A 12,053-nucleotide genomic window follows, 5' to 3' on the forward strand; every position below is an offset into this window, starting at 1 on the left:
CCCATGATCCGCGCCACCCCCGGACCAGGCCGTGCCCTGCTCGCCACCCTCGCCCTCTGCCCGGCAATCGGCCAGGCCGACGAACCCGGCTGGTCGCTGCTCAGCCGCAACTACTTCCTGCACAGCGACTTCCGCTCGCCCTCCGGCAGCGGCCAGAACTACCGGCAGGAATGGGCCCAGGGTTTCATCGGCGAGGTCCGCTCGGGTTTCACCGAAGGTACTGTCGGGGTGGGCATCGACGCCCATGGCTTCCTCGGCCTCAAGCTCGACGGTGGCCGCGGCCATGCCGGTACCGGCCTGCTGCCACGCGACAGCGACGGCCCCGCCGAGTCGGACTATTCCAGCGCCGGCGCCGCGCTCAAGCTGCGCCGGGGCAATACCCAACTGCGCTACGGCGAGATGACCGTGGAAACCCCGGTGTTCGACACCGGCGACAAACGCCTGCACCCGGAATACGCCACCGGCTGGCTCGTGGAAAACACCGACCTGCCCGACTGGCGCCTGCAAGCCGGGCGTTTCACCGCCTTCAGCAACCAGGACAACAGCGCCAGCCACGACGACTTCAGCGGCTACGGCGCCACTACCCACAACCGGGCCATCAGCCTGGCCGGTGCCACCTTCGCGCCAAATGGGCCGCTCGGCGCCGCCCTGTATGCCGGGCAACTGGAAGACACCTGGCGCCAGGCCTACCTCAACCTGAACCTGGCCGAAGGCAACTGGCGCGTGGACGGCAACCTCTACCAGACCCGCGACACGGGCAGTGCCAGCGCGGGGGCCATCGACACCCTCGCCTACAGCCTGCTGGCCCGGTACAGCTTCGGTGCCCAGGCCCTGAGCCTTGCCTACCAGAAGGTCGAGGGCGACACCCCGTTCGACTTCGTCGGTGGTGACTCCATCTACCTGGCCAACTCGATCAAGTACGCCGACTTCAACGGCGCCGGCGAGCGCTCGTGGCAACTGCGCTACGACCTCAACTTTGCCACCCTCGGCGTGCCCGGCCTGAGCCTGATGGGACGCTACGTCAGCGGCCGCGGCATCGACGGCAGCCATGCACCAACGGGCGGCGCCTACGTGGGCCAGTACGGCGACGGCGGCAAGCACTGGGAACGCGACATCGACCTGAAATACGTGGTGCAGTCGGGTGCCGCGAAGGACCTGAGCCTGTCGTTCTCCCACGTCAGCCACCGCGCCAACCAGGCTCAGGCCGGCGATGACATCGACCGCATCTACCTGATCATCGAATACCCACTCAAAGGCAGCTTCTGACATGAGCACTTCCCCTTCAGGCGCCTGGAGCCCGTTGCGCAACGCCACCTTTCGCATGCTGTGGATCGCCACCATTGCCTCCAACATCGGCACCTGGATGCACGAGGTGGGTGCCGGCTGGCTGATGACCACGTTGTCGGCCAACCCGTTGCACGTGGCGCTGATCCAGGTCGCCGGCTCGCTGCCGATGTTCTTCCTCGCCCTGCCAGCCGGAGCAGCCGCCGACATCGTCGACAAACGTCGCTACCTGTTGCTGGTACAACTGTGGATGTCCTCGGTCGCCGTGGTATTGGCGGCCCTGACCCTGCTCGGGCTGATGAACATCACCCTGCTGCTGGTGCTGACCCTGGCGCTGGGCATCGGTACAGCGCTGATGATGCCGGCCTGGAGCGCGCTGACACCGGAGCTGGTGGGCAAGCAAGACCTGGCCAATGCGGTGGCCATCTCCAGCGTTGGCATCAACGTGTCGCGCGCCATCGGCCCGGCCTTGGCGGGTGTGGTGGTGAGCCTGGTCGGCCCATGGCTGACCTTTGCCCTGAACGCCGTCTCGTTCGCCGGGGTGATCCTGGTGCTGTTCCTGTGGAAGCGTGAAGTGAAGGAACCGCTGCTGCCGGCTGAGCGGTTTGTCGGTGCCATGCGTACCGGGCTGCGTTTCGCACGCAGTGCCAAACCCTTGCAGGCCGTGCTGTTGCGGGCCGTGGCGTTTTTCTTCTGCGCCAGCGCTGGTACCTCGCTGCTGCCCTTGATCGTGCGCGGCGAAATGCACGGCACCGCCGCCGATTTCGGCCTGCTGCTGGCGGCCATCGGCATCGGTGCAGTGGCCGGCGCCACCCTGCTGCCACGCCTGCGCGAACGCATCAGCCGCGACCGCCTGGTGCTGCTCGCCAGCCTGCTGTACGCGCTGTTCCTGCTGGCCTTGGCGCTGGTACGCAACTTCTATGTGCTGCTGCCGGCGATGCTGCTCAGCGGCGCGGCGTGGATTGCTGTGCTGTCCAACCTGCAGGTGGCGGCGCAAACCTCGGTCCCGGCGTGGGTAAGGGCGCGGGCACTGTCGGTGTACATCCTGATCTTCTTCGGCGCCATGGCTTGTGGCGGGTTGCTGTGGGGCACGCTGGCCAGCCATGCATCGATCACCCTGAGCCTGCTGCTGGCTGCAGGTGGCCTGGCGCTGGGCACGTTGCTGACCTGCAAGGTGACCCTGCCGGAAACCGAGGCCGAAGAGCTGACACCGTCGCTGCACTGGCCAGTGCCGTTGCTGAGCGATGACACGGACAAGGAAAGCGGGCCGGTGATGGTCACGGTGGAGTACCACATCGCCCCGGCCAAGGCCGAGGCGTTCCAGCAGGCCGCGCGGGAGCTGGAGGCGATGCGCAAGCGCAATGGGGCGTTGTCCTGGGGATTGATGCGCGACAGTGCTGACCCGGCGCTTTGGCTGGAATTCTTCTTCGAGGAATCGTGGCTGGAGCATTTGAGGCATCACCATCGGGTGACCCGGGGTGAGCTGAAGATCGAGGCGCGGGTGCGGATGCTGCAGACTGAGGGCGTAGAAGTGAAGATTCGGCATCTGTTGGCGGGTGGGGAGCACAAGGCTCACCATTGATACCGGCTTTTCTGGCCTCTTCGCGGGCACGCCCGCTCCCACAGGGATCGTGCAGAACCTGAGGGCTGCGGTGTACCTGTGGGAGCGGGCGCGCCCGCGAAGAGGCCGGTATTGAAGGAACAAAAAAGGGGCCAAAAACTGGCCCCTTTCTCATGTCAGCTCAGCTTAGAAAGCAAAGCAGGAACAACCCAGCGACCCCCAGAAGCCCTGGAAGTCATTCACCGGCACACTCGATTTGCGCGCTTTGTCATGGCTGTGTGCATGCACCCCGCACGGCCCCGAGCACTGATGCACGGCGGCTGCCAACGATGGCGTACCCACGCGCCAGTGCCCCGGCACCTTGGCCACCGGCGACCACTCTGGCAGCACTGGCACCTGCGGTGGGCCAAGGCGGTCGAATTCTCCCGCCGCGTACACCACTTTGCCATCGACGATTGTCAGCACCGACTCGATGCCCTTGATCGCCTCTTCCTCGACACTGAAGAAGTCCAGCGACAGCGCCGCCAGGTCGGCCAGCTGGCCCACCTTGATCTGGCCCTTCTTGCCTTGCTCGCTGGAGAACCAGGCACTGCCCTGGGTGAACAGTTGCAGGGCGGTGTCGCGGTCCAGGCCTTGCGGGTACAACTCCATGCCGCCGACAGTCTTGCCGCTGACCAGCCAGTACAGCGAGGTCCACGGGTTGTAGCTGGATACGCGGGTAGCGTCGGTACCGGCGCCCACCGGCACGCCCATGTCGAGCATGCGCTTGATGGGCGGGGTCTGCTCGGCAGCCTTGGCGCCGTAGCGATCGACAAAGTACTCACCCTGGAAGGCCATGCGGTCCTGGATGGCGATACCACCGCCCAGGGCGCGCACGCGCTCGATGTTCTGCGGGGTGATGGTTTCGGCGTGGTCGAAGAACCATGGCAGGCCGTTGAACGGGATGTCGCGGTTGACCTTTTCGAACACGTCGAGCATGCGCGTGATCGATTCGTTGTAGGTGGCGTGCAGGCGGAACGGCCAGCGTTGCTCGACCAGGTGGCGCACCACCGGCTCCAGCTCTTCTTCCATGGTCTGCGGCAGGTCCGGGCGCGGTTCGAGGAAGTCCTCGAAGTCGGCGGCAGAGAACACCAGCATTTCGCCGGCGCCGTTATGGCGCAGGAAATCGGTGCCGCTGTGCAGCTTGACGCTCGAGGTCCACTTCTTGAAGTCGTCCAGCTCTTCCTTGGGCTTCTGGGTGAACAGGTTGTAGGCGATGCGCACGGTCAGCTGGTTGTTGTCGGCCAGCTCCTGGATCACCGAGTAGTCGTCGGGGAAGTTCTGGTAACCGCCGCCGGCGTCGATGGCACTGGTCAGGCCCAGACGGTTCAGCTCACGCATGAACTGGCGGGTGGAGTTGACCTGATACTCCAGCGGCAGCTTCGGCCCCTTGGCCAGGGTGGCGTAGAGGATCATCGCGTTCGGGCGGGCGATCAGCATGCCGGTCGGGTTGCCGAACTTGTCGCGCTGAATCTCGCCACCCGGCGGGTTCGGGGTGGCCTTGTCATAGCCGACAGCCTTGAGCGCGGCGCGGTTGAGCAGCGCGCGGTCATACAGGTGCAACAGGAACACCGGGGTGTCAGGCGCGGCCTGGTTGATTTCTTCCAGGGTGGGCATGCGTTTTTCGGCAAACTGGAATTCGTTCCAGCCACCCACCACCCGTACCCACTGCGGGGTCGGCGTGCGCGCAGCCTGGTCCTTGAGCATGCGCAGGGCATCGGCCACCGACGGCACGCCTTCCCAGCGCAGTTCCAGGTTGTAGTTCAGGCCACCGCGGATCAGGTGCAGGTGCGAGTCGTTCAGGCCGGGGATGACCGTGCGCTGCTTGAGGTCGATGATTTGCGTGGTAGCGCCCTTGTGGGCCATGGCCTCGGCGTCGTTGCCCACGGCGATGAAACGGCCGTCCTTGATGGCGGCGGCGGTCGCGGTGGGCTTTTCGCGGTCAACGGTGTGCAGTTTGCCGTTGAACAGAATCAGGTCGGCGGTCATGGAACCTCCTTGGGTGGATGCGTGAGCGGAACCGGCTTGGCCGGTGAAGGGCAATGCAGACCAGAGCGCGCCGGCGGCACCGAGCACGGTGCTGGTGGCGAGGAACTGGCGACGGGTCTTGTCGTTGCGGTCCTGGGACATGGTGTTCTCCGTCTCTGGGTGCGGCAGCGGCAGGCGCAACTGCGGAGCATGCCGGTTGATGCTGGGTCAGGGCTTGGATGGATGTGCGGTGGGCTGTAGAAGGTTAGCCCTGATCAACATTTGTGCTGCCAGGGCTGGCCTCTTCGCGGGCTCGCCCGCTCCCACAGGTACTGCACAGCATCTGAAACCTGTGATTTCCCTGTGGGAGCGGGCGAGCCCGCGAATGCCTCCCACACTTACCGCTGGAGAAACGCCAGCAAGTCCTCGTTCAACTGCTGCGCATGGGTCACCGCAAAGCCGTGCGGCGCCCCGGCATACACCTTCAGCTCAGCCCCACGAATCAGCTCCGCCGCCTGCTTGCCGGTGGTCTCGAACGGCACGATCTGGTCGTCGTCACCGTGAATTACCAAAGTCGGCACATCGACCTTGGCCATGTCCGGCCGGAAGTCGGTCTCGGAGAACGCCGTCACGCAATCCAGGGTGCCTTTGATCGATGCCATCAGCGCGATGTTCAGCGTCTGCGTCTGCACGCCCTGGGACACCTGCTGCCCATGGTTCAGGCCATAGAACGGCGTCGCGAAATCGGCGATGAACTGCGCACGGTCGGCACGCAGGCCGGCACGAATACCCCCGAATACCGACAGGTCGACCCCTTCAGGGTTGTCGTCACGCTTGCCGAACACCGGCGTCACAGCGCCCAACAACACCAACCCGGCCACCCGCTCGCTGCCGTGGCGGGCGATGTAGCGGCTGACATCGCCGCCGCCCATCGAGAAGCCCACCAGCGTCACGTCGCGCAGGTCGAGGTGTTCGATCAGCTGGGCGATGTCATCGGCAAAAGTATCGTAGTCGTAACCGCTCCACGGCTGGCTCGAACGGCCGAACCCGCGGCGGTCGAAGGCGATGGCGCGGTAGCCGCGGCTGGCCAGGAACTCCATCTGCGAATCCCACATGTCGGCATCCAGCGGCCAGCCGTGGCTGAACAGCACGGGCTTGCCGCTGCCCCAGTCCTTGAAATAGATCGAAGTGCCATCGCGGGTAACGAACGTGCTCATGTCGGTATCTCCTTGAAAGTGTCGAGGTAGAGGGGTGGCTCAGCCGCGCAGCCAGTTGGCGCAGCGGCGGGTTACCCAAGGCATGATGTAGAACACCACGGGCAGGATGACGAACAGGTTGACGATCAGGTTGCCGGTAATCGGGCCGCCCAGTTGCGGGAAGCGCGCAAACAACGGCGCCAGCAGTTGCGGAATGATCATGGTCATCGGGCAGATCACCAGGTAGGTCAGCAGCGCCTGCTTCCAGCGCGGCGGTTGCGCCAACGTGGAGCCCGCCGGGCTAGCGAGAACCTGGTGTTGCAGGCATACGGTCACCACTTCGCGGTTGTCTTGGAGTGCGGTGTTCATCGGCGTTCCTTGGGATGAGCTTGCCCGCATCCACTGTGCAACGGTGAACGGGCGGAGGATTGGACGGGTGTGCTGCCCTTGGCGGGCACCGACTGGCGGTGCCCGGGGCGGTCGGCTTACTTGCCGGCGTTGAAGGCGTTGTAGCTGGTCATCAGGTTGCGGTAGTCCGGGATGTGGTTGGAGCACAGCGCAGCCAGGCCTTCGACGTCGTTGCGCCAGTCGCGGTGCAGCTCACAGGCCACGCCGAACCAGGTCATCAGCTGCGCGCCGGCCTGGCTCATGCGGTCGTGGGCGGCGTCGCGGGTCATGGCGTTGAAGGTGCCGGAGGCATCGGTCACCACGAACACATCGAACTCTTCTTCCAGGGCCGCCAGGGCCGGGAAGGCAACGCACACTTCAGTCACCACGCCGGCGATGATCAGTTGCTTCTTGCCGGTGGCTTTCACGGCCTTGACGAAATCTTCGTTGTCCCACGCGTTGATCTGGCCAGGGCGGGCGATGTACGGGGCATCCGGGAACAGGGCTTTCAGCTCGGGTACCAGCGGGCCGTTGGGGCCTTGCTCGAAGCTGGTGGTGAGAATGGTCGGCAGGTTGAAGAACTTGGCCAGGTCGGCCAGGGCCAGCACGTTGTTCTTGAACGCGTCCGGCTCGATGTCGCGGACCAGGGACAGCAGGCCAGCCTGGTGGTCGACCAGCAGTACGGCGGCGTCATCTTTGTTCAGGCGGTTGTATTTGAAGTTGGTCATGGGGGTAGCTCCTAAGGGTTTTGATGTTCAGTAAGTTGGGTGTTTCGCGTTGATGGGAGAAGATTAAAACCATCACCTTTGGAGCGGTAGATAGCGGTTTTTGGCTTTAGCGTTCTGTTTTAGGAACGATAGATTGGCGTTGGTTTTGCTGGCCTCTTCGCGGGCTCGCCCGCTCCCACAGGGACCGCACCAAATTCAAAACCAGCGCAGTACCTGTGGGAGCGGGCAAGCCCGCGAAGAGGCCGGCACAGGCTTCCATTGCTTGCCCGGCAAACCTGCTCTATTACTACCCACAGCCCTCCCCTCACCCCCGAGACCACCATGCTGGCGTTCATCCAGTCGTCCCCGTTGTTGCTCGGTACTACCCTGATCCTGCTCGACCTCATCCTCTGGCAAGTCATCCCCATGCAGCGCCGCGCCTGGCGCATCGGCACGCGCCTGGTGATATTTCTGCTGTTCAGCTCGGTGCTGGTGGCCGCCGGCATGAGCCCGCTGCAACCGCCACCCTGGCCTGACGATGTCTCGCGCAACCTGATGGCCACGGTATTGGCCATCGGCTGGTGGCTGTTTGGCGCGCGCACGGTCACGGTGGTGTTCGGCCTGCTGCTGGTGGCCCGTGGCAGCCATGGCGGGCGGTTGCTGCAGGATGTGCTGGGGGCGCTGATCTTCCTGGTCGCAGTAGTGGCTGCCGCAGGCTATGTGATGCAACTGCCGGTGAAGGGCCTGCTGGCCACGTCCGGGGTAATGGCCATCGTCATCGGCCTTGCGTTGCAGAGCACGTTGGCCGACGTGTTCAGCGGCATCGTGCTGAACACCACGCGGCCCTACCAGATTGGCGATTCAATCTCCATCGACGGCACCGAAGGCAAGGTGCTGGACATCGACTGGCGCGCCACGCGGCTGCTGACCGGCACCGGCAGCCTGGCGGTGATCCCCAACTCGGTGGCGGCCAAGGCCCGGCTGCTCAACCACAGCCGCCCGGCCGATGTGCATGGGGTGTCGATCAGCGTGGTGGTGCCGGCCAAGGTGCGGCCCAAGCGGGTGTTCGACGCGCTGGAAAAGGCCTTGCAAGGCGTCAGTGCCATTCTTGACACGCCAAAACCGAAAGTGACGGTGAAGGCCTCGACGCTGGAGTCGGTGGAGTACGAGGCCAGCGGCTTTGTGGCCGATGCGGGCGCCAAGGGTGACGCGCGCAACCAACTGTTCGACCTTGCCCACCGGCACCTGGAGGCCAGCGGGGTGATGTGGAACGTGGACCTGGCCCTGCCGCCGCGCAGCCGCCAGCGTGAGGTGCTGGACGAAGTGCGGGTGTTCCGCTCGCTAAGCGATGAAGAACGCGATGCACTGAGCCAGCGCATGACGGCGGTGGAGTACCTGGCGGACCAGGTGATCCTGGGCGTGGGCGAGCATTCCGATCACCTGCTGGTGATTGGCAGCGGGGTGGTGTCGGCGTCGGTGCGCGATGGCGACAAGCGGATCGAAGCCGGGCGCATGGGGCCGGGTGAGGTCCTGGGGATCGAGGGGATCATCGACGAAGAAGATTCGCTGGCCGAGTTCCGCACGCTGACCAGTTGCGTGCTGTACCGGATCGACAAGGAACAGGTGAAGAGCTGTTTGCAGCAGCGTGGCGAAGTGCAGACGGCGCTGAGCAAGTTGCAGCGGTTCCGGCGTCAGAGCCGGGAGTCGTTGTTGCTGCAGAAGCCGGCCCTGATCAAGAAAGGCGGCTTCCTCAGCTGGTTGCACAAATAAACCTGTGCCGGCCTCTTCGCGGGCATGCCCGCTCCCACAGGAAAATCACAGGTTTCAGATGCTGCGCAGTACCTGTGGGAGCGGGCGCGCCCGCGAAGAGGCCAGTACTTACAACACAACCCTCAAGCACTGCCCCGCGTGATACAGCGAGAAGCCGGACTCGTAGAACGCCGTGCGCAGCGAAGGCGCGCTCACGCCGTTCATCGGCGAGAACGGAATCGGCAGGCTGTCCGCCTCCCCTTTCAGCAGGAACTCGGCAAACGCCCGACCGATCACGGTGCCGGTGGTATTACCCCGCCCGTTGTACCCGGTCACCGCCACCAGCCCCGGCGCCGGCTCGAACAGGCGCATCAGGTGGTCGGGGGTGAAGTCGATGCAACCGGTCCAGTGCATCTCCCACTCGACCTTGCCCAGATCCGGGTAGTAGTGGCTCTGGATACGGTCGGCCCAGCTGCGCACAAACCACGCCGGCTTGTTGTCGACCCGGCCCAGGCTGCCAAGCAACAGGCGGCCCTGGTCGTCGCGGCGGATGCTGCTGAGCACGGTGCGGGTGTCCCACGAGCCTTGGCCATGTGGCAGCACCTTGTCGGCCGCGGCGCCCTGCAGCGGCTTGGACGCCACCTGGTAGTAGTAACCACGGAAGAACTGCTTCTGCAGGTTGCTCCAGTCGCCTTCGGTGTAGGCGCCCGTGGAAATCACCACCTTGTCGGCGCGCACCGAGCCACGCGCAGTCTTCACCCGCCAGGCATCGCCCTCACGCTCCAGGCCTTCGACCGAAGACTGCTGGAACAGCTTGCCGCCCAGGCGTGCCACGGCAGACGCCAGGCCCTGGGTGTAGCCCATGGGGTTGATGGTGCCGGCGCGGCGGTCAAGCAACGCGGCGGAAATCTTGTTGGTGCCGCAGTATTCCTGGCACTCGGCGCCGGTCAGCAGTTCCACGTCGGCACCGCGGCGGCGCCATTGTTCGTGGCGGGCCTCGAGGTCGGCGATGCCGGTGGCGTTGTGCGCCATGTGCAGCGTGCCTTTGTGCTGGGCCTGGCAGTCGATGCCCAGGCGCTCGATCATGGCGAACACTTCGCCGGGGGCTTCGCCAAGCACCTTGTTCAGGCGGCTGCCCTGCTTCTGGCCGAGGGTGGCCTCGACGTCGTCGGGGCGGATCCATGTGCCGGCGTTGACCAGGCCGACGTTGCGCCCGGAGCCGCCGTGGCCGATCTTCCAGGCCTCCAGCAGGATCACCGACTTGCCCTGTTCGAGCAGGTGGATGGCCGCCGACAGGCCGGTAATGCCGCCGCCGATCACGCAGACATCGGCCTTGTGCTCACCGGCCAGGGCCTGGGCGGCAACGGTCGGTTTGCTGACGAATTCCCACAAGCATTCTTGACGCAGTTCGGACATGGCCGGCTCCAGCAATTTGTTCTTGTTGGGGCTGCTTCGCAGCCCATTCGCGGCACAAGGCCGCTCCTACAGGAGATCGCGATGCCTGTGTAGGAGCGGCCTTGTGCCGCGAACCGGGGGCTATGCCCCCGGCCATGCAGCATCGAATCAGTCGAACACAATACCCTGCGCCAGCGGCAGCTCGCGCGAGTAGTTCACGGTGTTGGTCTGGCGGCGCATGTAGCCTTTCCAGGCATCCGAACCCGACTCACGACCACCGCCGGTTTCCTTCTCGCCACCAAACGCACCGCCGATCTCGGCGCCGCTGGTGCCGATGTTGACGTTGGCGATACCGCAGTCGCTGCCCGAAGCACTCTGGAAGCGCTCGGCTTCACGGATGTCGAGGGTGAAGATGCACGACGAAAGGCCTTGTGGCACTTCGTTGTTCAGGCGCAGGGCCTCTTCGAAGTCATCGTAGGCCAGCACGTACAGGATCGGGGCGAAGGTTTCGTGGCGCACCACGTCGCTCTGCGCCGGCATTTCGGCAATGGCAGGCGACACGTAGTAGGCGTTCGGGTACTGGTCGGCCAGCTGACGCTCGCCACCAAACACCTGGCCACCTTCGTCGCGGGCCTTGGCCAGCGCGCCCTGCATGGCGTCGAACGACAGCTTGTCGATCAGCGGGCCCACCAGGTTGTCCTTGCGCGGGTCGCCGATGCGCACTTTGCCGTAGGCGGCTTTGACGCGGGCAACCACTTCGTCCTTGATCGAGCGGTGCACGATCAGGCGGCGCAGGGTGGTGCAACGCTGGCCGGCGGTGCCGACAGCCGAGAACAGGATGCCGCGCACGGCCAGGTCCAGGTCGGCGCTCGGGGCCAGGATCATGGCGTTGTTGCCGCCCAGTTCGAGGATGCTGCGGCCGAAGCGGGCAGCCACACGTGGGCCCACTTCACGGCCCATGCGGGTGCTGCCGGTAGCGCTGACCAGCGGTACACGCGGGTCATCGACCATGGCTTCGCCCGCTTCACGGCCGCCGATCACCAGTTGTGCCAGGCCAGCCGGGGCGTCGCCGAAGGCTTTCAGGGCTTTTTCGAACAGCGCCTGGCAGGCCAGGGCGGTCAGCGGGGTCTTTTCAGACGGTTTCCACACCACCGAGTTACCGGCCACCAGCGCCAGGGCGGTGTTCCAGGCCCACACAGCAACCGGGAAGTTGAAGGCGCTGATCACGCCAACCACGCCCAGCGGGTGCCAGGTTTCACGCATGTGGTGGCCCGGGCGCTCGGAGGCGATGGTCAGGCCGTACAGCTGGCGCGACAGGCCAACGGCGAAGTCGCAGATGTCGATCATTTCCTGCACTTCGCCCAGGCCTTCCTGGGTGATCTTGCCGGCTTCGATCGAGACCAGCTCGCCCAGGTCGGCCTTGTGCTCACGCAGCACTTCGCCGAACAGGCGCACCAGTTCGCCACGGCGCGGGGCCGGCACAGTGCGCCAGGCGTCGAAGGCGCTCTGGGCCTGATCGATGCGGGCGATGGTCTCGGCTTTGCCGAGCAGTTTCACCGAGGCGATCTGGCTGCCGTCGATCGGCGTGTGAACAGGGTAGTCGCCCTGGGTGTAGTCCTCGGCGGCAACGCCAAGGCGCTCGAGCAATCCAGCAACCATTTGTGCATCTCCTACATCGGTGATGGGGTGGAAAAATGATGTGGATCAGTATTAATCCGATCACATAGGTACAACAAACGACCTTTATTCCGCATATCATTCCGTCAG

Annotated in this window: 9 protein-coding genes; 3 read left to right on the forward strand and 6 right to left on the reverse strand. The window is 64.9% G+C overall.

Features of this window, described 5'->3' with window-relative positions; genetic code table 11:
• The first annotated feature begins 3 nt into the window (after nt 1-3).
• A complete protein-coding gene (locus AK81_RS25345; protein WP_043203664.1) occupies nt 4-1,266 on the forward strand; it encodes an OprD family porin in 1,263 nt (420 codons plus the stop codon).
• A gap of 1 nt (nt 1,267) precedes the next feature.
• A complete protein-coding gene (locus AK81_RS25350) occupies nt 1,268-2,866 on the forward strand; it encodes an MFS transporter (protein ID WP_043203665.1) in 1,599 nt (532 codons plus the stop codon).
• Between the two features lie 165 nt (nt 2,867-3,031).
• Here the strand turns inward: AK81_RS25350 and AK81_RS25355 are convergent, their stop codons facing one another.
• The 4 genes from AK81_RS25355 to ycaC form a co-directional block, all read right to left on the reverse strand.
• Complete coding sequence (locus AK81_RS25355) at nt 3,032-4,873, reverse strand: amidohydrolase (protein ID WP_162491989.1); 1,842 nt, start codon at nt 4,871-4,873, stop codon at nt 3,032-3,034.
• Between the two features lie 377 nt (nt 4,874-5,250).
• Nucleotides 5,251-6,069: an alpha/beta fold hydrolase gene (locus AK81_RS25360; protein WP_043203668.1), complete on the reverse strand. Its 819-nt coding sequence runs from the start codon at nt 6,067-6,069 to the stop codon at nt 5,251-5,253.
• Between the two features lie 39 nt (nt 6,070-6,108).
• A complete protein-coding gene (locus tag AK81_RS25365; protein WP_043203670.1) occupies nt 6,109-6,417 on the reverse strand; it encodes a hypothetical protein in 309 nt (102 codons plus the stop codon).
• 116 nt (nt 6,418-6,533) lie between these two features.
• Entirely contained in the window at nt 6,534-7,163 is a 630-nt protein-coding gene (ycaC, locus tag AK81_RS25370; RefSeq protein WP_019472736.1) for an isochorismate family cysteine hydrolase YcaC, read from the reverse strand.
• A gap of 321 nt (nt 7,164-7,484) precedes the next feature.
• Here ycaC and AK81_RS25375 point away from each other — a divergent pair, with 321 nt between their 5' ends.
• Nucleotides 7,485-8,912: a mechanosensitive ion channel family protein gene (locus tag AK81_RS25375; RefSeq protein WP_043203672.1), complete on the forward strand. Its 1,428-nt coding sequence runs from the start codon at nt 7,485-7,487 to the stop codon at nt 8,910-8,912.
• A gap of 108 nt (nt 8,913-9,020) precedes the next feature.
• Here AK81_RS25375 and amaA read toward each other — a convergent pair whose 3' ends face one another.
• Nucleotides 9,021-10,307, reverse strand: coding sequence for an L-pipecolate oxidase (gene amaA / locus AK81_RS25380; protein WP_043203674.1), 1,287 nt, complete (start codon nt 10,305-10,307; stop codon nt 9,021-9,023).
• A gap of 147 nt (nt 10,308-10,454) precedes the next feature.
• A complete protein-coding gene (amaB, locus tag AK81_RS25385; protein WP_043203675.1) occupies nt 10,455-11,945 on the reverse strand; it encodes an L-piperidine-6-carboxylate dehydrogenase in 1,491 nt (496 codons plus the stop codon).
• Between the last annotated feature and the right edge of the window lie 108 nt (nt 11,946-12,053).

Origin of the sequence: Pseudomonas putida W15Oct28 (assembly GCF_000708715.2) — a bacterium.
Taxonomy (GTDB): Bacteria; Pseudomonadota; Gammaproteobacteria; order Pseudomonadales; family Pseudomonadaceae; genus Aquipseudomonas; species Aquipseudomonas putida_R.